The sequence below is a fragment of the Novosphingobium sp. genome (assembly GCF_027489515.1).
Classification (GTDB): Bacteria; Pseudomonadota; Alphaproteobacteria; order Sphingomonadales; family Sphingomonadaceae; genus Novosphingobium.
On record NZ_JAIXZS010000011.1, the window covers coordinates 1 to 22,094 of the forward strand.

A 22,094-nucleotide genomic window follows, 5' to 3' on the forward strand; every position below is an offset into this window, starting at 1 on the left:
CACACGGATTGCGTCAACTGCGCGAGGCAGCTCGCCGAAGGCAGTGCCCACCCACAAGAGTTCGGTCTCCTCGCCGTCCTCGTCAGGGGCGCTCAGAACCTGCGCAAAATAGGTCTGCAGCGGGCGGTCCCACCCGATATAAGCGCTTGCCGCCGCGATCCCGTGACGAAGCGGTACTTTGTGCCTGCTCATGCGCTCTTTACCTCCCCACCATTCACCGGACTGATGCTCCGCAGCGCTGTGACATATTCGGACCTGACCCTGATCAGTAATCCTCTGGCCGCATCAGCGTAATGACCCTGCGCGTGATGGCAGGGTTGGCCGGATCGTCTGACCCGAACGTCAGTTCGGTGTCGTAATAATCGACTTTCATCAGCACCTTGATGCCATCGACATCCATGCTTGCAAAGTCTCGCTCCGGCGAATCCGGGGCGAAGGTGCAATGACGCAGAGCGGCCATCAACCGAGCCTGTGCCATCATGCTGTCTGCCACCGTGTCGCCGCCAAGCTCTGCAAGGAGCCCGGAGGTCATGACGATGCGGGCCATGCGGTCACGGCCCTGGCGCGCTGTATCATTCAACAACGCGATGCGCTCGGTCCGCTGCCGAGCGCAAGAGAGGTCGGATGTGTCAGGCATGGGAAGTTTCCTCCCGATCGAAGTGGCGAAAAGTGGGCAACCGGACGGCCTCGCGGGACTCAGCCGGCAGGCTGACAAGCGGACAGCTGAACATCGATCGCGGTTCCCGGGGTGACGGTAATGGCGACCTGCCGATCCTTGGGAAGGACCCACAGGATGCCGGCGAGCGTGTCGCGGATGCGCGCGGCGATGGCCTCGTCCTCGCCAAGCAGCACCCGGGCCGCGAGTTCGCGGGCATCGCGCAAGAAGTGCTCGTGCTGGGTTTCCCAGGAGTCGGCCTCGCTGTCGTCGCTTGCGCAGAAACAGACGTTCTCGATGAGATCGACCAGCGTTTCAGGGGGCAGGTCCGGCCCCGGCACGTAAGCGATGCGGATCTGGTCGACGCCGCTGTACCAGCCATCTTCGTTTACGACGAAGGCGACATCTGCCGGGATCCGCTCCTCGCGCTGGGTCTCGGTGGCACGGTGGAAGACACAGAACCTCAGTTCGATCGTCTCGGCACGCACATGGTCCTGGAGCGGAGGGAAGCTGCCGTTCTCGGCGATGACGTGGCCCTGCTCCCCGGCTGCAACATAGAAGCGCACGTTGCCGAGCTGATGCAGCGCGTCATACCAGCCATAGCCTGCGTAAGGAGGATGGTTCTGGGCGAGGTGCAGGCGCAGGGGATGCGTGCGCAGCGCGCGCTCCAGCCCCTGACCGATGTCGGGCTCGAGATCCGCAACAAGGATCGTGTCCGGTCCTGTAGCGACCTCCTCATACTCGACATTGACGTTGTCGCTTTCCGCGATGGCAGCATGCCAGCGGGGCAGGCAGGGGTCGGCCTCCGGCAGGGCGACCCCCAGATCGCGCGCTTCCTTCCAGCTGTCGAAGGAAAGCCGGTGCTGGCCTTTGTGCGCCAGCGCGGCATAGATTGCGCGCTTGCAGGCTGTCTGAAGCGCCGCAAATGCGGCGTTCTCGACGAACTCCTTGCGTGCCGGGAGGACAAGGGCAAGGCCCGGAGTGGAGCCGATATCGAGCCGGGCATGGTAGGTCTTGCCGCCAAGGCTCTCCGAGACGCTGGCAAGCTTGCGGGTGAGCACCATGCCATGGAAGTTCGTGGTGGGGTCCTGGTGGTATTCGCGCCCCTCAAACACCCCGATCTGGCTGCCGTTCCATTCGGCCATGTAGATCGCCTTGGCGAGAAAGTCCTCGCGCGGCACTTGCCCGCCATTGAAGAACACCGGCAGCGGGTAGAACTTCGCGACCTCGCGCAGAATTCGCTCGGCCGTCTGCTCGCTCACGCCGGGCATCAGAAAGGTGATGGTCGTCCCAACCGGGCGAGCAAGGGGCCGCACGGCAATGTCCTGCGCGCCGATCCAGCCATCCGCAGGGACATGCGCCGACCATCCGGTGTCGGCATCGGCATGACGCGAGCTGATCCGGGTGTCCTTGCCCGCCAGGCTGAAGACACCCATGCCTGCCGGGTCTTCGGCCTCATGGATGTGCTGGCTCCAGCCCGAATCCCCCAGCGCAATCATGGTCTGGGGATCGGCAACGCCGGATCCATCATCGACGAGTGTCAGTCGCGCTCCGTCCTGATCTGCGCAGCAGGTGATATCGATCCTGGAAGCGCCCGCACGGCGACTGTTCTGGAGGAGCTCACCCAGAATATCGCCGATGGTACCGTTGAAGAGGCGTGTGACTTTGGTGATCGTCTTCGCGCTCACACTGGGCCGAATAACTGTCGGGTTCATGGCAAGGGGTCCTTCATCGCACTGGTTCGCCCTTCCCCTCCCCCTTCCCTTCAAATCGGCGGATTGATGCCTGGCCAGAGCCGGGCGGCCTTCGGCCTGCCCATCAGCCCACTCGTTTCGGTCGCAGGATCTCAGGCATCGGGATGACTTCGTGCGCCGTATCGCGCAACGCCGTGACCTCGCCGCGCGCGGCGTAGAGGTCCTTGGCGATGAGCGCGCAGACTTCGGCTTCGCCATAGGTTGGCCGGCCAAGGTGATCGACGCGCTCGACTTGCCGGGCAATCACGCCAACTTTGCCTTCCGGCACCCATTCGGCCCAATCGCCCCAGGCGCTGGTGACGCAGAATTCGCCGATCGCGGCGATGTAGGCCTTGCGCGTCCGCAGGATCGCGGAAGCATTTTCCTTTACCGCCTCGCCGGTAAAGGCGCTGAAGCGATCCGAGTGCCAGCATCGGGCAGTATCGCGGGCAAGCTGCAGGAAGCCTGCGGAACAGGAACCCTGCCCTTCAAGCTCGCTGGTGAAGGCCAGGATCGGGAGCGACCAGTCGCAGTCTTCCTCGTAGGACCCGCCCTCGATCGTTAGCGCCGGCGGCATGGCGGCCTGCCTCTGTTCGGACAGAATGATGCCGCCGTGGCTGGCGGTCATAACGGACCATATGCCGGGGGCCAGTTGATCGGCCTGCTGGACGGCGCCCCAGATGGAAGTGCAGGGACGCGGTGATGGGGAAAAACATGGCATGAGCGAACTCTCTTGTTGCAGGTTCGCTCAGTCCCTCCCCCTTTACTTCAGCTCAGGATCCCAAGAGCGGTCCGGGCGACGGTCTCGGGCGTGACGTCTCCAAGAGGGAGGGCCGCTACCGGTCCAAGCTGCGAAAGACGATTCCGCTCGATCGCCTTGAGGGCGAGATAATCCTCGTCGGCCGACTGGAGGATTTGCAGCGCGAAGCGGCACTCCTGTCCAGTGTTGTCGTCGAGGAGGGCAATCAGGAAATCCGGCCTTACGGAGATGTCCGCAAAGGGCAGATCGAAGAGAATCTTCTTCACCGCCATCCTGATGTCCCGGCGCCGCAGGACATACTGCGCGTCTTGCAGCGCCCGCAGAATTTCACGGTCGTGGTCTCGCTCGGTCGGCACGAACTGGTTGCCGCTGAAGACCGGCTGAGCATAGGCTCGCAGCGCGACATAGCCCTCCTTCCTGCTGTGCTCGCCAACGACGGCAAGCACCAGAAACGGCGGCTCGACTTCAGCGCGGATGATCCCGGTGTGCTGGATGCGGTTTCGGACCGGGATCGTGCCGAGACCAGTGACGATCTCAGTGGAGGTGACCGCGTTGGCCTCGAGCAGAAGAAAGGCCTGGGGCGCAAATTCATGAGGCCATGTTTCGGCCGCGGCGCGCAGTCGGGCGTGAACCCGCCGTTTCTCGTAATCGACGGCGTTCGTGTAGAGATGGGCCGAGAGCGGAACCCCGGGCGCAATCTCAAGACCTTGCGCTGCTTGGCGCAGGAAGCGCATTTCCCGGCTGATCGAGCCCCCCCGTGGCCCTGCTGGCGGAAGCTCGCGCAGCACGTTGGAGCCTGCCCGCTCGAGCAGCAGCCATAGCAGTTTGCCAAGGCGCGGGATTGCAACCCCGCGCGATCGGTCATCTGGTTCGCTGTGGTCGGGTTTTTGGGCAAGCTTCTCCGGCGCCTTCTGGTGCGCGTTGAACAGGCCATCTGGAACATCGAGCGCGTAGAGCGAATCCCTCGCTGTCTCACGGATGCGCGGCGGCGCCTGAGGCAGGAAAAACGGACACGCCGGCGCGTGCAACGGCCTCGCTGTCAGTCGCCGCAGGTAATAGGTTTCCTGAAAGCTGAGATAGGCCGGGCTCAGCAGCGGCGGCGCGGTGGCCTCGCCCAGACAATCGCAGGCGAGCCATTTGTGATTCTCGCGCGCTGTCACGACGAGGGAGACGCAGGCCCGGTGATCGGCCTCGTTGCCATGGCCCGTGTACCAGCGGACCAAGGCTGCCCGGAGACCGTCGCCAATGGCGACGCGCCCGGTGCTACCTGTGGTGTCCTTGGCGACCAGCCACATGGTCCGACCCTCTTGACCGCCCCTTTTGTTCACTCTATGTTCGTCACATAGAGGAATTCTGTCTTATGAACAAGGTATTCGATCTCGGCCAGTTCGACCTCGATCTGACGCTCCGCGATGCATCGCTTGACCCTCTTGTGTCGCCTACGCGGCGCTCGCTCGCCAACGCGTCCATCGGCGTCGAAGCGTTCGATGCCTATTATTCTGCGCGCGAACTCTACGAAGCGCTGCAGGGGGTGTTCCAGGGCACGCCCGGTGCCAAGAACAAGCTGACGCAAGTGCTGTCGTGCCAGTGCGACGATTATCAGCGCTGCCTCTACTACACGCTTGCGGGGCGCGGCATCGTCCAGATGCTGGATGATCTTGAATGGCTGCTCGAGATCCTGCGCCCTCGCTGCCAGATGTCGGGGCAGCTCCTGCGTTCAGGCGAGCGGCCCGCACCGCAGATCAATCCTTATGTCGCGAGTGAGCCCGACGGGCCGGTTCCGGCACGTTCGGCCGACTTCGTCGAGGGACCCTCGTGGTATCTCGATCCGTCGCTTGGCGGCCTTATCGAAGACTAGGCAGGCATCTGCCTGCCGGCCTTACCGCCAGAAATCAGGGATTGCGCAGGCCAAGCCGGTCGTCGTCATCTACGAGCGAGATACGCCCTTCCCAGTCCCACAGGACGAGGTTGATAGCGTCGGCGGGAGCGCCGCGGGCATAGCTTGGAACGACGATACCGACATAGCCTTGTGCAATCGCGGCCTCGGCCAAATCCTGCGTCGGCACTGGCTGTCCTGAGATCATCCGGTCCCGCCACGAAGGGTCAGCGAGCTCCGCTGGCGCCATGCCGAAAGGCTGCAGCGCGGCTGTGTCGCGGCCATCCAGCAAGGGCCCGATGTCGGCCTGATAGGCAACCAGGGTTGTCGGCTGCAACGTGCCGACCTGATTGGCCTCGCGCAGCGCCGTCTCGGGCGCGAGCGAAGTATAGAGCGCAGGGCGCCCCATGCGATTGAACCGTCCACCAAACCGGGCAGCCCCCTCCCCCGAGAGCGGTTCGCGGGACCAGACCGGATTGTGGGCGCGGTAGAGCAGCCCGGTGAAGTGCATGCGCTTAGGCGTGAATGCCGGCGTCGACGGCGTCGATATAGGTCAGCACGTCATCGGCCCGGTTGCTCTGTACGAGCTGCATTGCGGTCTGGCCCGAGAAGCCCGGCAACGGCTCAGAGCGGTACCAGGCATAAGCCAGCAAGGCCGACCCGAAGCGCGGTTCGACCTTGTTGAGGACCTCGACCATCTGGCGAAGGCGGCGTTGGGTACGATCCGACGCGATCCGGTCCTTGCGCTGGATCGCGTCCTTGCCGAGGCCCAGCGAGCGTGCGAGTTCGTCGCTGGTCGTGCGCAGCGCGTCGACGATCTTGCGCGGAGCAAACGCGCCGTTGTCAGCGTAGTTCTGAATCGCCATTGCAAAGCTCCATAAATTCTGACGCTATATAGCGTCATTATTTGCGGCATTCAAGCCGCCGGATGGATGGCACCGATATGGGTCATAGGACGACAACTTGCAGCTCGATTGCACCGGGAGGGTTCTCCCCCGTTGGCATCACACAGAAGGGCTGGAGCGCGTTGCTGGTTCTGACCACAGCATGGCTCTTGCCCGTCTTCGCGCTCATCCGGATGGCGACGCGCTCGGCATTGGCCCGCCCGCAAAGGATGCGGCGGCGCGGATCGAGGCTGGCAGAAATCATGGAAAAGGCCCTCGCTACTGGGCTGCCGGGAAGAAGGTCTTGATCTTTCGGGCCGGACGGATGACCTCGAAGCGCCGCTCCATCAGCCGGGAGATGCGGTAGGCCCCGACGCCGTCGGGCGTCCGCAGCTCGATCTTGTTGCCGCGCTTGCTGACCCGGAATTCGCGGTGCTCGCTGCCGTCGGTAAAACGCAGCGGTTCGGGAAGCCGCAGGATGTCGCCGTCAGCGACCTTGCGCTCCTTGAGACGCAGCATGGCGTAACACCGGTTCCGCCAGTCCAGGGCATAGGGGTGTGAGGATGAGGTGAGCAGTTCCAGGATGCTTCGCGGGCAATTCGCCTCGACGGGGCCGGATTGTTCATCCATGTCCTTGTACCCGAAGATCAGGCCATCGGCTGCGTTCGGGTTCCAGCGGACCAGGCAGATAACCGCCGTCACGTAGAGCCTCTTGCGGTCTTCGCCGTAGCGCTCGACGGCTGCATAGTAGGTGCTGCCGGTGAAAACGCTCTTGAGGACCCGGCACCCCCGGAACGGAGCATCTTCGCTGGCCTCGTGTTCGTAGGTCAGCTGATCGTCGAGATAGGCTTTGGGCGTTTCATGCCCTCCCATCCCTGTGCGGTGCATGTAGAGCCAGCCCATGTGCGTGTCCTTCAGATGAGCCCCGGCTGCGCCGGAGGTGCGATTTGCAGTTCGCGAGCGATCCGCGCCGTGAGTGCCGGAATGTCGGCAAGAGCCGTGATTGGAGCCTTGCGCATGACCGCGCCCGGGGGCTTCCAGAAGGGGTTGCGCCAGGCAAGACCCGGTTCGCCGAACCGCTCCGGGCTGATGCGGATGTAGACGCCCTCTGCTTCGAGCACATGCTCACCGGCGAGGGCCTCCTGCGAGGTGTAGTAACTGATGCGGTAAGCGGAATGATCGAGCCCGATCCCGGCGGCGATCTGGCGGAGGGCGCGCGTACCTTCGCGCCGGTAGTGGCGCAGTTCTTCGGGACGATAGTCGATCCCGCGCTTGACCAGCGCGATGATCGCCGGTCGGTGTTTGAGCTCGCCGAGACGTTCGATGCACTGCGCGCGCAAGATCTGATCTTCGGCCTCACAGGTTGTCGGCCTTCCGTCGGCAATGCGCTGAAGGTGGCGGGTGAGGAGCAGAACCGCGGGACAGGTGGCGACCTGCCGGCCTGCGAGGCGCACATCATCAACGGCCTCGTTCAATGCCCGCAGCGCGGTTTCGAAGGTCGTCAGCCCATCGGGCTCGAGCGCGCGGCGGTAACGATAATCGATGTCGCAGGACATGGGGCTTCCTTTCCATTGCAAGTGCAATGGCCCCCTCCCCCTCCCCTCAATGCAGGCGGCGAAGATGTCCGCCCGAGTTGTTCAGCGACACTGGTTCATAGATCATCGGCCGCACGAGTGTCCCGGGTGCGATCTGTTCTAGGATCCTCGCGATCGCGGAGACCGCAGCGCCAGCCTCGGTTGTCTCGATGACCAGCGCGCCGCCCTTCCCCGGGGCGGGCACAAGTGACCAACCGGGTTCTCCTTTGCCAAGGAGACTCTCTAGGACAGCGTGACGATTCCGCCCGGGGAACAACGCTCCAACATGGTCGCCGAGTGCAGCGCCAATGTCCGCGGCATTTCCGCGCGAAAGGTCACTGGCATAGCGGCTGAGCTGCGCGAGCCGCACTGCGTCTTCTGAAGTTGGCTCAAGCGTAAGCCGGAACTGGCGCCTCTTCATGGGCTTCCTCCGCAGGTTCGCTCTCATAGCCCGAATAGGCTGCAAGCAGGTTGAAGGCCTGATCGGCCTTGGCGGCAGCCGTGATGATCGCGGTCTTGTCGGACTTCAAAATGTCGAGCCAATGGGCGATGTAGCTGGCGTGGCTTTCATGGAGGTCTGCAGGCAGGCCAAGCTCATAGCAGATCCGGGCGCTTACCTGCTCGGCAACCATTTCCTCAAAGGCGTAGGCCTTGTCGCCGAACCGCTTGCCGAACGTGCGCGCAAGCCGCGAGGGGTGCCCGCTCCAGTGTCCGAGTTCGTGGGCTTTGGTAGCGACATATCCGTCTTCGGTGCGGAACGCGCCCCGCTCGGGAAGCTGGATGTAGTCTCCGCCCGGCGAGAAGAATGCACGGTCGCCGCCATGACGGATGTCCGCAGGGATCGGCGCAAAGAAGGCTTGGATGGCCACTGCCTTCACGGAGGGCGTCGGCGGTGCTTCAGGGAGCGGACTGGGATAGAAATGCGGCGGCAGGCCTTCGATCTGCGAGGCGTTGAAGACGCTGTAGGACCGCATGAACCGGATGGTTTTCGACGTCTCCTCGCCAGTCGCCTGATCAACGTCGGTCTTGCTCGTGCTGTTGAAATAGATGCTCGGCTCGGCCGTCTCACCCTTGCGCACCTGCCCGCCCAGTTCCTGAGCCTGACGATAGGTCATCCAGTAGCGCGAAGCATATCCGAGGCAGTCGGCGACCGCCCAGAGATAGAGGCGATTAATCCCGGTGTAGGGCAATCCGCCAGCACGCAGAGGCGCGCCACCCGACCCGGTCTTTTTCCAGGGCCGCCGCCAGGGCAGTGTGCCGGCCTCGATCCGTGCAATGATGAGATTGGTAATTTCCTGCGCGACATCGCGCTTTGGTCCGCGGCGCATCGGCGTTTCCCTTCTTGGAAGAAGAAGGCCCGGCCACTCGAGTGAGCGACCGGGCCAGGACATCAGGAGGAGGGTGAGGCCTTCAGGCAGCCACTGCCGTGTCTTCGGCGGCGCCTTCGGGCTGCTCTTCGGCATCAGCCTGCGCGTCCGCCCCATCGACTGCGTCGATATCGGCCTCGCCGTTGTCAGAGACCTCGGGATCAGCGCCTTGCACGCCCCCCGGCGCGGCCGTGCTGAACTTCATGGCCTCGGGCAGCCAGGCAAGGGCAGCTTCCTTCACCTCCTGCTCGATGATCGCCTTGCCGGCGAAGATCGTCTCGCAGGTCTTGGCGAGGTCCGCCTTCTTGGACGGCGCATAGCGCGCTGCGAGGTCACTTCCGCCAACCTCGGTCAGCGCGGCCAGACAGGAGGTTTTGCTTACCCGGTCGAAGAAGTTCTCGGCAGTCGGCCGCCACAGAGCCGCAACGTCGACATCGAGCATCGACCCGAGCACGGCATGGACCGGATGATATTCGGATCCGTAGCCCTTCTTCGCCTCGAGCGAGAGCGCCACCGCATAGGCAAGCCAGGCCGCCTTGGCATCGTCTTCGAGGTCGCGGAAGGCGATGAAACGGGCCGCGACGTTGGTCTGCTCCTGCCACGCCTTGTCGAGACCTTCCTCCGCCTCGGCAAGAATGCCCTCTGCAGCTGATTGCGGAACCTCGCCGGTCGCAGGATCGCTCGGCCGTCCCGCCTTGATCGAGGTGCCCTTCCCCTCATAGCTGCGATTGTCCGCGAGCGCGAAGATAGCGAAATCGAGGGCAAGCCCCGGATCGCCGAGCAGGCAGGCCGACAGGATATTGCGGCGCTGAACGGCAAGCTCGTCGAATAGCCTCGCGCTGATCGGCTTCTCGCTTCCGGGTGCGATGGCTTCAGGCCGTGCGGGAGTACCGCTTGCGCGGCCCCCGGAGGTCGGTGCCGGCTCTTCTGCCGTCGCGGTCACATTGCCGTGGTCATCGGTCTCGAACGACAACCGCTTCTCGCTGTAGTAATCTGCCTCGAGAACCATCTCGCCGCGGGTGGTGAGCACGAGGAAGCGCCCGACTTCTCCGCGCCATTCTTCGGGCAGTTCACGGACCGGATTATTGAGGTCGCTGCGTTCGGCATCGAGCGCCTCGTACTCGGCCTCGAGCTTCCCGAAGTCGACGTCGTCCTGGTCGTCACCTTCATCGAAGATTGCGCTGATCTCGTCGATCCCGGCGTCGATCTCGTCAATGCGGGCTCTTGCCGCCTCAGTGAGGGGCACAGGCGGGAGCCGGACAGCGGACACGCCCATCTCGCTGCGCGCCTGCCAGGAGTTGCTTGCGGCCACGGGGCTGATCCAGGCGAGTCCGGTCTCGGCCGTGAGGCGCTGGGCCTCAACTTCCATCTTCTCGGAGGCGAGCCTGTGCGCGATTTCGATATCGATCCAGCGATCCTCGCCCGCATCGCTGAACAGATCGCGCTCGACCTTTCCGCCGGCAGCCACATAGGCATCCTCGCCGATAAGAAGCGCGATAGGGTCATTGCCGCGCATGGCGCCGGTGGCGACCATGCGCCGAATGGCGTCAGCGCTGGGGTTGTAGGCATGGCGCATCTGATCGAAAACGCGCATCTGCACTTCGTGCTGGTCCGTCGCGGCATAGGCCTTGGCGATTTCGAGGGTGATGTCGCCGGCGGCGAGTGCCTCGAAGATCGGCGCTGCCAGATTGGCAAGGCGCAGGCGGCCTTCGACGAACCGCTGGGTGAGTCCGAAGCGCTTCGCCACGGCGGCGATATCGCTGCCTTCCTTGATGAAGTGCTGGAAGGCGCGGCATTCTTCAGCCGGCGACATGCCGACCCGCTGGAAGTTCTCGGCGAGCGAGGCTTCGCCCGCGGTTTCTTCGCTACCCCCGAGCAGCTTGCATTCGACTTCAGCATCCGCTGCCCAGGCACCGCGATCGATGATCATGCCGATGGCGCGCAGACGGCGGCCGCCTGCGATCACCGCATACTGGCCGCGCTTCTTGCTCTTGGTCACCAGCAGGTTCTGCAAGAGGCCGCGGGCCTCGATGTCCGCAGAAAGCTGCGCATCTTCTTGGTCGTTGCGTGTTTTGCGCACGTTCGCATCGCTCAGATAGAGCTTGGAAAAGGGAATCAGCATCTCGGTCACTCCTGATCTGCTCCCGGCCATCACCGGGGCACAGATCCCCTCCCCCTCCCCTCAATTTTCGGGTTTATGCACCCAAGAGTCTGTGCACTTGTCGAACTTGCCATGGGTCAAGAGCGCTCAGCGCAAACCGGTGCGAACTACTAGAAGGGCGCGCCGATCAGGGCAGTGTCCTTATTTACAAGACGCCGATATCATGCAGCCATTCTTCAAGATGTTGCGGCCAACGATGGGTGACGGGATCTTGAGTGGGGCGCATGCCGAAGGCGTGACCTCCCCTTGCATAGACTCGCAGATCGACAGGGACACCCGCGTCCTTCAATGCAAGCATGTATGCTAGCGGTTCCCGCACGTCATCGACGTCATCGTCAAGTGCGTGGATGATTAGCGTGGGCGGCGCCTCCTCACTGATAGCAACCCAAGGTTTTAGCGCGAGGTTGTTCTTGCCCTTGTCGTCATCCAACAGCCGGGCTGTATAGACTACAACCGCAAAATTCGGCCGCGTCGATTGCTGATCGGCATCATCGATCGTCGGAAAGGTGCGCGTCTGCTTGTTGCTCAATTCGGTGACGAGATAAGCACCTGCAGAAAAGCCGATTGCCCCGATCTTCGCCGGATCAATCCCATACTGGGCTGCATCACGGCGCAGCAGGCTCATGGCGCGCTGGGCGTCTTCCAGCCCGAGCAGCACCTCGGGCCGCGTCTGTTTGCCATCAATCCGGGGCCACACCTGCGGGGTGCGATATTTAAGCATGACGCAGGTCAAGCCCCGGGCAGTTACCCAGTCGCACACCTCGGTCCCTTCAAGGTCGGTAGCGACCGCGTAAAAGCCCCCGCCTGGCAGCACCAGCATGGCAGCGCCGGTGTTGAGCCCTTTTGGCGCGAAGACGGTCATGGTCGGTCGGGTGACATAGCTTGCCCAGTGCCACTTGCGTCCGCCGACCAGAGGGGAGCCGTTACCGGTTGCCTCCGAGTGATCGCCGGTATCGGGCTTGGCGAGCGGCACATCGGCGGGCCAGAGCGGGATCTGCACCCCGTCCGGAGGAGCCTGCCACACGCCCTCCGTTTCGACCTTGGGCACTTCGACCCGGGCTTGTCTTGGCTCACGCGCGGCGATTGATCCTGAGGATGCTGCAAGCAGCAGGGCAAAACCGCCAGCTATGCCGACCTGGCCAAGCTTACGCATCGCAATCGCTTCCCGTGTTGTTCACGATACGAGGAACGCGGCAACCGAGGGCGCGTCCAAGGCGCAGTGCCCTCCATAAAGCGGATGCCACTCCGTCTGAACGCCGCGCGCGCGGGCCCGCTCGGCCAGTGCCTGCGTGCCTTCGAAATTGCCGAAGGCATCGTACAGTCCGTTCGACAGATACAGCGCCGGGGACTGGGGGCCTGCGCGCTCGATCAAGGTCAGCGGGGAGGAGGATCGCCACTCGCGGTCATTGCTGTAATAGCGGCGCGCCAGCATCCAGATGCCGAAAGCGATCTTCGGATCAGCGCCAGTGCGGACCAAGCCTACCCTGATTTCGCTGATCGGCGCAAAGGGGGATACCTTGTAGACGCCCGGGCACAAAGCCGCGATGCGGGCAAAACGCTCAGGGTACGAGAGCCCTGTGACCAGAACATTGAGCCCGCCCATCGACTCCCCCAACAGGATCCGCCGCCGGGGCGTGCCGAGTTTCTGTTCGATCGCGGCGATCCGCCCATTCAAGTCTTCCAGCAGGCCGCTGTCGGGGGCAGCACCCTTCGGAGACAGCAGCCAGCTCCCGCCATAGGACAAGGTTACAACCGTGGGCGGACGAATGCCCTTTGCCTGCCACTGCGCCTGCAGCAGGCCCGTGTAATAGGTCGCATCGTTCCAGACGTGCTCGTCGAGATTGCGGCCATGCAAGTGGTAGACGATATCGCCATTGGTCCCGCCGCGCGCCCGATAGATGCAATACTTCATGGGGCCGTCGCTCGCGCATTCTTCCGACGCGGGGGTGAAGGCCACAGTCTGCGCGCCCTGCGGGGTAGTCAGCGTGCGCCAGCCCCAATAGCTACAAGCCAACAGGACGACGACAATGCCGAGAGCGATTGCGCGGCGGGGATGGCGCGGGGTCAGGCGCATGACGTTTTCCTCGGGAACAGTCGGACAAAGAAATCCGGCTGGGGCCTTGCGGGCTGCCTGCCGCCGGCAAGCAGCCGGTCGCGAGCATGCTGCTTTGGCGGCAGCATGCAGGCGCTAAGCAGGTATCCGATGATCGCGCTGCCACCGTATCCCACCAACGGCGTAGGATAATTGCCAACCACGGCAGCCAGAATGATTGCCAGCCACACCGCGCCGAATACCGCGCAAAGCCGCGCTGCATCCCGGTTTTGCTGGCCGAAGGCCGCAGCGGGCAGCAACAGGATCGCGCCTCCTACCGCAGCTGCGATGCCGAGCAGTGGGTGAACCCGCCAGGTCTCCGAGAACACGCCCTCGGTGAGGCGCATGGGAGGCAGATTGTCGGCCCGTACAATGGTGGTCACAAAACCGAACGCGCTCGCCACAAGCGCAAGGAGCACATGCCTGTTGCGGCACAGCAGCGAGAGCATGGCGATCCCGGCGAACATTGCGCCTGCCATCGCCCGGTCGGGCTGCATGGCCACGACCACCGCCGCAACGATTACAGCCGCTGCACAGGCAGCCGTCGCACTGCATGCGAACATCATTAGCAGGCCGGGGAGGAGAATCAGGCTCGATTGCACCATCAACGGCCCAACCGCCACCCATCGCACAACGCCATGCGACGAAACGCCAAATACGTTGGTCAGCACCAGCAATCCGGGAATGATGATCGCTACGATGGTGCGGCCACTTTCAGGAAGGCCCTCCCAGACGGCCGCCCCCGCCAGCAGCGCAAGCCCCACGCCGAGCGAGACGATGTTCACAAAGATCATCGATGCCGAGGCGTCAGCAACGAAGAGATGGACAACGCCGATCACGACTGCCGCAATAGCTGCGAGGGCGGCAACAAGGCGCGGCCCAAGGCCATCAGTGACAAAGCCAACAGCATCGCTCAGCCTCACTCTGATGAAGGTAAGCGCCAGACTCGAGCCCGCCCCGACTGCAAAGCGCAGGGATTCGCTATCGTCCGTGATGGCCGCCGCCTCTGCCCGCACAGCCTCAGCCCAGTCCCGCATGCGCACTGGTGCCAGTCCGACCAGTCGGACAAGCAGCTTGTCGGACAGTTTGCGCATAGTCCGGCGGCTCATGTTCGTACCTCGCGTAGCCGTGAATGGGCCGCGCCGGCCGGTTCCACCGGGTTAGCGCGGGCCACCTCGATCCCGGCCGCCGTCAGCTTGTAAGTGTGGCGCGGCGGACGACCAGGTTCGGCGGGAGGTTGCCATTCGGTTTCGAGAAACCCCTTGTCCTCGAGCCGGATCAGCAAGGGATAAAGCGTTCCGGATTTGACGCCCGTGGATTTAGCCAGATCATAGCCATAGGACCATGATCCGGCCCTATCGAGCAGCGCGGCGAGCACCAGCTTGGCCGCTGGCGAGAAGGAGCGTGAGCGAGTCATGCTCCTTAACTCTACTTATATAGATTTAGAGTCAAGCCGCTGACTGAATGCGCTCTTTTTGGGCTCAATCGTTACCGTTCTTGCCCATTCGTGCACAACAAGTCCGACTGGTTATTGGCCGCGCGATAATGGTGACCGGAATCACCGGATCAGGAGCGCCGCCAGCACGGCCTCCGCTGCCCTTGTCGGAATGAACACCCGTGTGCGGAATGAAATGATCTCGGTGAAGCAGCCGATGCTCTTCAACCAGGGCAGCTGGTCGACAGGGGCGCCGACGATCTCGTAGCGTTGCTCGTTGGCGACCCGCGAGGACTTGATGGTGGCCTCGAATGGTTGCTTGATAGGGATCGTCCGATGCTCGCCGAGCGCCTTGAGGATCGTTTGCTCCGTGAGTTCGACACTCGAGGTAATATCGAACTTCTGCAGAAGGTTTGCGACGTCGAGCTCGTGAACGATGCGGCCGAGCCAGCTGCGTCCCTCCTCATCGACAATTCGCCGAACCTCCAGATATTCGATGGGAAGGCTCGACCAGATCGGCAACAGCAGTCCTGTGGCGAGGTAGATCTTCTCGGTTGTCAGCTTCTCGGCCAACTCGGCAACCTCGGCACACCAGAACTGCTCGAAGATCTCTCGAGAGCACTCCGCCCAAGCGGACTCTTTGAGATCATCAAGATGATGGTATTCGCGGCGTAGCGGTCGGTGGAGAATGACGCGGCGGATCAGCTCGCCCCGATCCGTCATGAAGTGCCGGGACGGTTCGGCCAGCGCTGCCCTGCCACTCTTGGTATTGTGCATCAGCATGCACCCGTCCGACAGGTCGAGGCGCTGCTTTACCCGTTCTAACGTCATTGGCCGGGCACGCGTCCTCAGCGCGAGCTGGAGAAGGTGCGAGGTCGCCCCGGTCCTTGCGTCCGTCCGCAACACAATATCTTCGGTGACCTCGGCACTTTCGACCTGGATCGTTTCGACGCCGACATCCAGAGAGCCGGCCTCCCGCGCCGCGGAAACCCGCGCCTCGACCAGCCCAAGAAACTCGTCGAAGATCGCATTCTGCGTGCCGATCGGCAGTGCAAGAATGCGATTGAGCCACCGCTGGATCGGGGGAAGGTCTTCTTCGAGCACGCCGTCCTGGGAGACGATCGTCAATCCGCTGCGTCGCTCGAAGTCAGACAGAGTAACGCTCTTCAGCGTCCCCTCTGCGAGAAGGCCGAACCAGCTGGTGAGCGCCGCCTTGGCATAAGGGCTTTCGAGATTGTCCGCCGGATCGAACAGATTCTGGCCGCCGGTCTGGCGCTGGCCGCGCGTCAATGCTCCAAGGCTGTCGAGGCGCCGCGCGATCGTGCTAGTGAAGCGCAGCTCACCTTTGCAGTTGGTCGTGACCGGCCTGAACAGGGGTGTGTTCGCCTGATGGGTGCGGTGGGTGCGGCCGAGGCCCTGGATAGCCCGGTCAGCGCGCCAACCCGGCTCGAGCAGGAAATGCACCCGGCGCTTCTGGCAGGCCGCGTCAAGGCTGGCATGGTAGGAACGTCCTGTTCCGCCTGCATCGCTGAAGACGAGAATGGGTTTGCGACCATCCATGAACTGGTCGGTCTCCGATTGGTTCGTTCGCGGAGAGCGGGTTTCGAGGCGCTGGTTGCCATCAGCCTGGGTAATGAGGCGCTTTGTGCGCCCGGTGACTTCTGCGACCTTGTCCGTTCCGTAGTGTTCGATGATGCCGTCGAGGGCCGGCTTGATCGGCGGCATCGCGCAGAGATGCTCGATCAGCTCGGCGCGCCGGGCAATCGCAGCCTGATTGTGCACGGGACGGCCGTCCTCGTCGAACATCGGGGTCGAACGGGTGGCGCCGGTGTCGTCGGTATAGAGCGTCATTTGCTGGGTGGGAAAGGCGCGCTCGAGGTATTCAATCACCGCATCAAGCGGGCTGAGATCAAGGTCGAGTTCGGCTCGCTCCTCGGGTGAAAGGCTGTCGAGCCGTCGATCGAGGATGCTTTCGGCGGTCGAGACCAACTGGACCACCACCACGTCATCCTGGTCGAGGTGGTGATTGATGGCGCAGATCAGGGTTGGGAGCTTCAACGAAAGCAGCAGCTGGTTGAAAAAGCGCTGCTTGGTGCTCTCAAAGCGACTGCGCGCTGCAGCCTTCGCACCGCCGTTGAGCGTGCTGCCATCGATGTCGTCGACCACGCCGGTAAGAGCCAGCGCCTCCTCCATGTTCTGGTGAATGATCGACCAGGCATCCGCGTAGGTGTCGTACACCGCGATCTGCTGGGCCGTCAGGTCATGCTTGAGGATCTCGTACTCGACCCCGGCAAAGCTCAGCGCGCGGGCCTGGTACAGCCCAAGGGCCTTGAGGTCACGCGACACCAGCTCCATGGCAGCGATGCCCCCTGCCCTGATCTGGCTGATGAAGTCCTCGCGGTTGGCGAAGGCGGTTCCTGGCCCCCAGAGGCCGAGCCGCACCGCATAGGCGAGATTGTTGACTTCAGAGGCCCCGGTCGCCGAGGCATAGAGCACGCGGGCCTTGGGCAGATGGTTCTGGAGCATGACGCCGGCGATACCCTGTTGGGAGCCAGATTTGCTCCCGCGAGCGCCCTCCCCTCCGGCGACACCGCCCATTTCATGGCTTTCGTCAAAGGCGATGACCCCTTCGAAATCCGCCCCAGCCCAGTCCAGCAATTGCCTGAGACGGGTCGCATCCTGCCTCTGACTGCGCAGCGTGGGATAGGTTACGAAGAGGATCCCCTCACGGAAGGGCACCGGCTGATCGATCTTCCAGCTGGAGAGTGGTTGAATGTCGGCAGGCATCCCGCCGATCGCGCTCCAGTCCCGCCGCGCATCTTCGAGCAAGCTCTCGTTCTTGGATACCCAGATCGCCTTGCGGCGTCCGGCCAACCAATTGTCGAGAATGCAGGCGGCAATCTGCCGGCCTTTGCCCGCGCCAGTGCCATCACCGAGGAAGTAGCCCTTGCGGTAGCAGTGTCCGTCTTCAGCCAGAGTGAGAGCGACACCCTCATCCGCGGGGACGAACAGGCCGGGTAGATACTGCTGCCAGGCATTGCCGGCATAGATCACGGTCTCAAGCTGCGCTTCTGAAAGCAGGCTTTCTTTGAGGATGCGGTCCTGCAGGCTGGGGCAATACTCAGGCACCGGCGCGGGGATGGAGCCCATGGCCACGCTTTCCACGAGCGGGGTCGGGTGCGCTTTTGCGCCTTCAATGTCGATCCGGCTTGGGCGGTAGGGCAGATAGACCCCGGCCTGCTCACCCAGAGGCCGAGGCGTTTCCAGACGGCGAATAACGAGCGGCGATACCGATGGCGCTTCGATCACCCGCGGCTTTGCCGCAGGCGCCTTTACACTGGTGCGCATCGCCTTGAACAGCGTGCCTGGCTTGGTCTGCTGCCGTGCGGAAATTGGTGAAAGCTCGCAAGGACCGACTGCCCGCTTCACCACTGTGATCGCCCCGGCAATCTCTGCGACGGTCGATCGGGCAAGGATCGCAGGACGGATGTTTCCGGGGACCTTGTCGATCACATAGAGGCGAACCGGCACGCTCGTGCCCTGCTTGTGATAACATCTGGCAAGGCGGCAAGCTGTTTGCACTGTGCAGTTCTCGAATGTCTGGTCATAGATTTTCGAAAGCTTGGCGCTGGTGGTGAACCAGTCCGGCATGACCGCCACAAGTCTACCACCAGGAGCCAGTCTACCGAGCGCGGCGCGCAGATGTCGCACCGCTGCGAACTGGTCGACGCCCCGGCCCTCCGATCGGGAAAATGGGGGGTTCATCAGAATCAGGCTGGGGCGCAGCGAGGGATCCAGCGCGGATGCCAGCATCGCAGCGTCGATCCCGGTAAGCTCGGCATGCTTGAAAAGCAGAGCGAGCTTCTCACGGCGTTTGGGATCAAGTTCATTGAGGTGCAGTTGCCTGACCGTCGGCAGGCTGGCCACAAGCGCCCCGTGTCCCGCACTCGGCTCCAGCACGATATCGTCTGGCCGGGGCTGCGCGAGGAAGGTCGCGAGTGCCGCGAGATCGGCAGGCGTAGAGAACTGCTGAAACCGGATCTGGTCTTCGCTCCTGACGGTATGGGTTGGCAGCTCCTCAACCAGAAGGCTCAAAGCAGTAATGTCGTCCAGGCGCACCGGACCGGCTGACCTTAGCAGGTGACGGGTCACCCCTGCTTCGAGGAGGTCATAGGCATCGCGCTGTGCCCAGCGGCCTTCAGCCGAGCTACCTCCGTAGAGGTTTTTCATGACGCTGAAGAGCGTATTCTTGCTCAGCGATCCACTGGCAAGCTCCAGCGCGACTTCGTCGATGGCCTGATCAAGGCGGGTGTCGAACTGGGTGAAAAGATCGGTCATGCGCTGCTCCTGATGCTGATGCGCATCAGAGCATCCCCCTCCCCTTCTGGCTTGGCAGCGCGGAGCCTCGGAACTACACCTGAAGAGTGAACCGAAGTTCCGCTAGGGGTCTTTCATCGGCCATATATGGCCTATAATTTGACTTTACGAAGTTTGATGGCCATATATGGCCCATGCTACTTACGCTACAGGATCAGCTGACGGGCCTCGGCAAGCGGATCAAGGCCCGCCGCCTGGCCCTTGATCTTACACAGCAAGCGGCAGCCGCCAAAGCCGGCGTGGCCCACAGAACATGGCGGCGGATGGAGGCCGAAGGCCGGGCTTCCATCGAAGACCTTGTGCGCGCTGCCATCGCACTGCGCTGCGACGAGGGCATTGTCACGCTGTTCCCTGAGATTGCGGCAAGCAGCATGGACGAGCTTCTTGCGCAGCAGCGCCAGGCTGCCAAGCCGCAGCGCAAGCGTGCCAGCGGGACAAGGTCATGAAGCTGGCTCCGGGAACGCCTTTAGCGGTTGGGCTGCTGACCGATGAGACTACCGCGCCGCGCTCGGTCGGCAGGCTGGCGATGGGTAGAGGACTTGCTCAGCTCGAATGGTCGGCAGATGTCATCGCGGAAAAACTGCCAATCTCCCCGCTGCACTATCCGGCTGAGCCGGGCCTGCACCCCGCCCGCAGCCGGACCTTCGATGGCCTCCACGGTTTCCTGTCGGACTGTCTGCCCGATGCCTGGGGCCTGCTTTTGCTGAAACGGCGGCTTCAAAGGATGGGTCACCGGTTCGAAGACCTCAATGCGGTCGACCGGCTCGCCCTGGTTGGCACGAAAGGTCGGGGCGCCCTCGTATTCCAGCCTGAAACGCTTGATGGTGAAGCTTCAAGTACTATCGACCTCGATGCTTTGGCCGATGAATCCCGCCACGTTCTGCTCGGCGAGGAGACAGAGCTGGAGGCGCTGCTCACTCGTCTGGGCGGCGGCTCGGGCGGCGCGCGGCCGAAAGTCCATGTGGCGATCGACGCAGCCGGGAACCTGTCAGCCGGAGACGAGCTGGCCGGAGCGGGAAACAAGAGTGCTGGTGAGGAATGGATAGTCAAGTTTGCAGCGACGAACGACCCCGCCGATATCGGGCCGTTGGAGGAGGCCTACGCCCGGATGGCCCGCGCCGCGGGGATTGATATGGCTGAGACTCGGTTGATCTCTTCGGCGACCGGGTCGGGCCATTTCGCGACAAGGCGTTTCGATCGACCAGTGCCAGGTCAGAGGCTTCACATGGTGAGCTTGGGCGGGGTGCTCGAAGCCTCGCCACATATGCCCAGCGTCGACTACGACGGGTTCCTGAAGGCGACATTGGCCATCACTCACAGCATGGCGGACGTGGAGCAGGCCTTCCGCCGCATGGTATTCAACGTGCTCGCGCGAAATCGCGATGATCATGTTCGCCAGCACGCCTACCTGATGGATCTTCGGGGAGATTGGCGGCTCGCGCCTGCCTTTGACCTCACGTTCTCGAATGGCCCGGGCGGCGAGCATTACATGGCTGTTCTGGGCGAAGGGCGAACCATCACGCGAGAGCATGTCGAGACGCTTGCGAAGAGCCACGGAATTCCAACAAAACGTGTGGCGGCCATCATTGACGATGTTCGCGCAGCACTCGCCGATTGGGCGTCACATGCGAGTGACGCCGGGGTTAATCTATCCAAGTCCATTGTTTCGGACGGCCTGGATTCTGTAGCACAACAATTTGGCTAAAAGCCTAGCCCGTCAGCTGATTGAGAGGCCAATTTGTGGCTCGCTCAAGTCACCCGGCGACCGGCATCGTCATAGCAGAACGATACTGCCTAGTTCGAGCTACCTCAAATTCTTCGAGGAAACGGGGTGAAGGGTTGATATTCACCACGGGTTCACCGTCCGAGGCTGCTAGGCTCCCTTCTCTACGACACGAGGTCCGTCATGAAGTCGTCTCAGTACGCAGCCCTGAGCAAGGTGCCAGCGATTACGTTGGGCTTCTGGATCATCAAGATCCTTGCAACCACCTTCGGCGAAACCGCCGGCGACACCGTGAGCATGAGCTGGCTGGGAGAAACGACCGCCACGGCCGGTCAGGGTGGTCTCAATGGTTATCTCGTGGGAACCGCGATTTTCTTGACCGCACTTGTTGTGCTCGTGGCGACGCAGATACGCTCCCTCCGGTTTCATCCTTGGCTCTACTGGTCCACTATCATCGCATCCACGACAGCGGGCACGACGATGGCCGACTTCGCAACCCGCTCGATCGGCATCGGCTATCCCGGAGGATCCCTGCTGTTGCTGGGGATGGTGCTGGCGAGTCTCCTGCTTTGGTACCAGACGGAAGGCTCGATCAACGTCGCTGACATTCATGCACCGGGCACAGAAGTGTTCTACTGGGTGACAATCACCTTGTCGCAGACCTTGGGCACAGCGTTGGGCGATTGGGTGGCTGATGGGCCGCTCGGATATCTCGGCGCCGCTTCATTGTTTGGCCTGGCGCTGGTCATTCTGGCACTGCTCTACTGGCAAACCGCCGTCAGCAGAGTTGCACTGTTCTGGGCCGCCTTCATTCTGACACGCCCACTTGGCGCGACGGTGGGCGACTTTCTCGACAAGCCGCTTGCAAGTGGAGGTCTTGAACTCAGCCGTTCCGCCGCATCTGCGGCGCTCATTGTCGCAATCATCCTTTTGATCATTTTTGTTCCGCAGAGAACTCTGTCACGTGGAGACAAAACCACTGACTGATGCGCTGGATGGGTTGAGCTACAGTGATATGTGGACGCCGAAGCCAGGCCTGGGGGCAATGGTGGCCTTGCCAGAATGAGCTGAAACGATTGCCGCAACCATCGCCAGCCCCAGACCATGGCCGGGCGTTGATCGGCTACGGTCGCCCCGCGCAAACCGATTGAAGAGTTCGGGCGCCTGCTTCTCGCTGACCCCCGGCCCGTCATCAGTCACTGCGAGGCTGGTAACGTCCCGGGTGCTTTCAAGGGTGATGCAGACGGTCGTCCCCGCTGGTGTGTGCTGCGCAGCATTGTCGAGCAAGTTCGTCAGCATCTGCTGCAGTAGCCTGCGATCGCCGGACACAGTCAGGTCGGGCGCGATGCTGGTGACTAGCTGGAGGCCGCTGCCCTCCAGCGCTGGCCGGAAGACCTCAGCCACATCGGTCACTACCGCGCTCAGATCAACAGTCTGGAAATGCGCCCGTGCTGCCA

21 protein-coding genes and 1 pseudogene are annotated in these 22,094 nt (G+C 62.8%); 4 read left to right on the top strand and 18 right to left on the bottom strand.

All coding sequences use genetic code 11. From position 1 onward, the window contains the following. The 5 genes and pseudogenes from Q0082_RS00870 to Q0082_RS00890 all read right to left on the bottom strand — a co-directional run. Positions 1–192: pseudogene (locus Q0082_RS00870) on the bottom strand (hypothetical protein); the annotation flags it as partial. A 73-nt stretch (positions 193–265) separates the two neighbouring features. Continuing rightward, the gene (locus Q0082_RS00875) at positions 266–547 is read right to left on the bottom strand and encodes a DUF3768 domain-containing protein (protein ID WP_298188829.1); all 282 of its coding nucleotides are present in this window, start codon (positions 545–547) and stop codon (positions 266–268) included. A gap of 149 nt (positions 548–696) precedes the next feature. Further along, on the bottom strand, positions 697–2,370 hold the full coding sequence (locus tag Q0082_RS00880; protein WP_298188832.1) for an ATP-binding protein: 1,674 nt from the start codon (positions 2,368–2,370) through the stop codon (positions 697–699). Positions 2,371–2,473: 103 nt separating this feature from the next. After that, positions 2,474–3,016: a hypothetical protein gene (locus Q0082_RS00885; protein ID WP_179506747.1), complete on the bottom strand. Its 543-nt coding sequence runs from the start codon at positions 3,014–3,016 to the stop codon at positions 2,474–2,476. A 140-nt stretch (positions 3,017–3,156) separates the two neighbouring features. Then, positions 3,157–4,443, bottom strand: a complete 1,287-nt coding sequence (locus Q0082_RS00890; RefSeq protein WP_298188837.1) for a hypothetical protein — start codon at positions 4,441–4,443, stop codon at positions 3,157–3,159. A gap of 65 nt (positions 4,444–4,508) precedes the next feature. Between Q0082_RS00890 and Q0082_RS00895 the strand changes: the two genes are divergently transcribed. Continuing rightward, on the top strand, positions 4,509–5,006 hold the full coding sequence (locus Q0082_RS00895) for a hypothetical protein (RefSeq protein ID WP_217373630.1): 498 nt from the start codon (positions 4,509–4,511) through the stop codon (positions 5,004–5,006). A 34-nt stretch (positions 5,007–5,040) separates the two neighbouring features. Here the strand turns inward: Q0082_RS00895 and Q0082_RS00900 are convergent, their stop codons facing one another. The 12 genes from Q0082_RS00900 to Q0082_RS00955 all read right to left on the bottom strand — a co-directional run bounded on the left by Q0082_RS00900 (position 5,041) and on the right by Q0082_RS00955 (position 18,875). After that, positions 5,041–5,535, bottom strand: coding sequence for an RES family NAD+ phosphorylase (locus Q0082_RS00900; RefSeq protein WP_298188839.1), 495 nt, complete (start codon positions 5,533–5,535; stop codon positions 5,041–5,043). Positions 5,536–5,539: 4 nt separating this feature from the next. Then, entirely contained in the window at positions 5,540–5,890 is a 351-nt protein-coding gene (locus tag Q0082_RS00905; protein ID WP_133722890.1) for an antitoxin Xre/MbcA/ParS toxin-binding domain-containing protein, read from the bottom strand. An 82-nt stretch (positions 5,891–5,972) separates the two neighbouring features. Next, a complete protein-coding gene (locus tag Q0082_RS00910; protein ID WP_147161489.1) occupies positions 5,973–6,173 on the bottom strand; it encodes a hypothetical protein in 201 nt (66 codons plus the stop codon). A gap of 14 nt (positions 6,174–6,187) precedes the next feature. Further along, entirely contained in the window at positions 6,188–6,811 is a 624-nt protein-coding gene (locus Q0082_RS00915) for a hypothetical protein (protein ID WP_298188847.1), read from the bottom strand. An 11-nt stretch (positions 6,812–6,822) separates the two neighbouring features. Beyond that, entirely contained in the window at positions 6,823–7,464 is a 642-nt protein-coding gene (locus Q0082_RS00920; protein ID WP_147161491.1) for a hypothetical protein, read from the bottom strand. Between the two features lie 407 nt (positions 7,465–7,871). Next, a complete protein-coding gene (locus Q0082_RS00925) occupies positions 7,872–8,810 on the bottom strand; it encodes a zincin-like metallopeptidase domain-containing protein (protein WP_298188850.1) in 939 nt (312 codons plus the stop codon). Positions 8,811–8,892: 82 nt separating this feature from the next. Continuing rightward, positions 8,893–10,971: a ParB/RepB/Spo0J family partition protein gene (locus Q0082_RS00930; protein ID WP_298188852.1), complete on the bottom strand. Its 2,079-nt coding sequence runs from the start codon at positions 10,969–10,971 to the stop codon at positions 8,893–8,895. A 184-nt stretch (positions 10,972–11,155) separates the two neighbouring features. Continuing rightward, the gene (locus Q0082_RS00935) at positions 11,156–12,163 is read right to left on the bottom strand and encodes an alpha/beta hydrolase (protein WP_298188855.1); all 1,008 of its coding nucleotides are present in this window, start codon (positions 12,161–12,163) and stop codon (positions 11,156–11,158) included. A 21-nt stretch (positions 12,164–12,184) separates the two neighbouring features. Further along, positions 12,185–13,084, bottom strand: a complete 900-nt coding sequence (locus tag Q0082_RS00940; RefSeq protein ID WP_298188856.1) for an alpha/beta hydrolase-fold protein — start codon at positions 13,082–13,084, stop codon at positions 12,185–12,187. Beyond that, a complete protein-coding gene (locus Q0082_RS00945; protein WP_298188858.1) occupies positions 13,075–14,025 on the bottom strand; it encodes a hypothetical protein in 951 nt (316 codons plus the stop codon). Before Q0082_RS00945 ends, Q0082_RS00940 begins: the two co-directional genes overlap by 10 nt. A gap of 182 nt (positions 14,026–14,207) precedes the next feature. Further along, on the bottom strand, positions 14,208–14,519 hold the full coding sequence (locus Q0082_RS00950; RefSeq protein ID WP_298188860.1) for a PadR family transcriptional regulator: 312 nt from the start codon (positions 14,517–14,519) through the stop codon (positions 14,208–14,210). Between the two features lie 141 nt (positions 14,520–14,660). Continuing rightward, the gene (locus Q0082_RS00955; RefSeq protein ID WP_298188862.1) at positions 14,661–18,875 is read right to left on the bottom strand and encodes a strawberry notch-like NTP hydrolase domain-containing protein; all 4,215 of its coding nucleotides are present in this window, start codon (positions 18,873–18,875) and stop codon (positions 14,661–14,663) included. Between the two features lie 173 nt (positions 18,876–19,048). On the opposite strand from Q0082_RS00955, the gene Q0082_RS00960 reads away from it, so the two are divergent. The 3 genes from Q0082_RS00960 to Q0082_RS00970 all read left to right on the top strand — a co-directional run bounded on the left by Q0082_RS00960 (position 19,049) and on the right by Q0082_RS00970 (position 21,624). Beyond that, a complete protein-coding gene (locus tag Q0082_RS00960; RefSeq protein ID WP_298188864.1) occupies positions 19,049–19,360 on the top strand; it encodes a helix-turn-helix domain-containing protein in 312 nt (103 codons plus the stop codon). Then, on the top strand, positions 19,357–20,619 hold the full coding sequence (locus tag Q0082_RS00965) for a type II toxin-antitoxin system HipA family toxin (protein ID WP_298188866.1): 1,263 nt from the start codon (positions 19,357–19,359) through the stop codon (positions 20,617–20,619). Before Q0082_RS00960 ends, Q0082_RS00965 begins: the two co-directional genes overlap by 4 nt. A 201-nt stretch (positions 20,620–20,820) precedes the next feature. Continuing rightward, positions 20,821–21,624, top strand: coding sequence for a hypothetical protein (locus Q0082_RS00970; protein WP_298188868.1), 804 nt, complete (start codon positions 20,821–20,823; stop codon positions 21,622–21,624). 18 nt (positions 21,625–21,642) lie between these two features. Here the strand turns inward: Q0082_RS00970 and Q0082_RS00975 are convergent. Continuing rightward, positions 21,643–22,094: sensor histidine kinase (locus Q0082_RS00975; protein WP_298188871.1), on the bottom strand; the 452-nt coding region annotated here is incomplete at its 5' end.

What these genes read in the sequence shown, in the direction of transcription:
- Q0082_RS00885 (WP_179506747.1), bottom strand. Translation starts at nt 3,016, where the DNA reads ATGACCGCCAGCCACGGCGGCATCATTCTGTCCGAACAGAGGCAGGCC.
- Q0082_RS00900 (WP_298188839.1), bottom strand. Translation starts at nt 5,535, where the DNA reads ATGCACTTCACCGGGCTGCTCTACCGCGCCCACAATCCGGTCTGGTCC.
- Q0082_RS00925 (WP_298188850.1), bottom strand. Translation starts at nt 8,810, where the DNA reads ATGCGCCGCGGACCAAAGCGCGATGTCGCGCAGGAAATTACCAATCTC.
- Q0082_RS00910 (WP_147161489.1), bottom strand. Translation starts at nt 6,173, where the DNA reads ATGATTTCTGCCAGCCTCGATCCGCGCCGCCGCATCCTTTGCGGGCGG.
- Q0082_RS00875 (WP_298188829.1), bottom strand. Translation starts at nt 547, where the DNA reads ATGGCCCGCATCGTCATGACCTCCGGGCTCCTTGCAGAGCTTGGCGGC.
- Q0082_RS00920 (WP_147161491.1), bottom strand. Translation starts at nt 7,464, where the DNA reads ATGTCCTGCGACATCGATTATCGTTACCGCCGCGCGCTCGAGCCCGAT.
- Q0082_RS00880 (WP_298188832.1), bottom strand. Translation starts at nt 2,370, where the DNA reads ATGAACCCGACAGTTATTCGGCCCAGTGTGAGCGCGAAGACGATCACC.
- Q0082_RS00915 (WP_298188847.1), bottom strand. Translation starts at nt 6,811, where the DNA reads ATGGGCTGGCTCTACATGCACCGCACAGGGATGGGAGGGCATGAAACG.
- Q0082_RS00935 (WP_298188855.1), bottom strand. Translation starts at nt 12,163, where the DNA reads ATGCGTAAGCTTGGCCAGGTCGGCATAGCTGGCGGTTTTGCCCTGCTG.
- Q0082_RS00960 (WP_298188864.1), top strand. Translation starts at nt 19,049, where the DNA reads ATGCTACTTACGCTACAGGATCAGCTGACGGGCCTCGGCAAGCGGATC.
- Q0082_RS00940 (WP_298188856.1), bottom strand. Translation starts at nt 13,084, where the DNA reads ATGCGCCTGACCCCGCGCCATCCCCGCCGCGCAATCGCTCTCGGCATT.
- Q0082_RS00905 (WP_133722890.1), bottom strand. Translation starts at nt 5,890, where the DNA reads ATGGCGATTCAGAACTACGCTGACAACGGCGCGTTTGCTCCGCGCAAG.
- Q0082_RS00950 (WP_298188860.1), bottom strand. Translation starts at nt 14,519, where the DNA reads ATGACTCGCTCACGCTCCTTCTCGCCAGCGGCCAAGCTGGTGCTCGCC.
- Q0082_RS00930 (WP_298188852.1), bottom strand. Translation starts at nt 10,971, where the DNA reads ATGCTGATTCCCTTTTCCAAGCTCTATCTGAGCGATGCGAACGTGCGC.
- Q0082_RS00890 (WP_298188837.1), bottom strand. Translation starts at nt 4,443, where the DNA reads ATGTGGCTGGTCGCCAAGGACACCACAGGTAGCACCGGGCGCGTCGCC.
- Q0082_RS00955 (WP_298188862.1), bottom strand. Translation starts at nt 18,875, where the DNA reads ATGACCGATCTTTTCACCCAGTTCGACACCCGCCTTGATCAGGCCATC.
- Q0082_RS00970 (WP_298188868.1), top strand. Translation starts at nt 20,821, where the DNA reads ATGAAGTCGTCTCAGTACGCAGCCCTGAGCAAGGTGCCAGCGATTACG.
- Q0082_RS00895 (WP_217373630.1), top strand. Translation starts at nt 4,509, where the DNA reads ATGAACAAGGTATTCGATCTCGGCCAGTTCGACCTCGATCTGACGCTC.
- Q0082_RS00965 (WP_298188866.1), top strand. Translation starts at nt 19,357, where the DNA reads ATGAAGCTGGCTCCGGGAACGCCTTTAGCGGTTGGGCTGCTGACCGAT.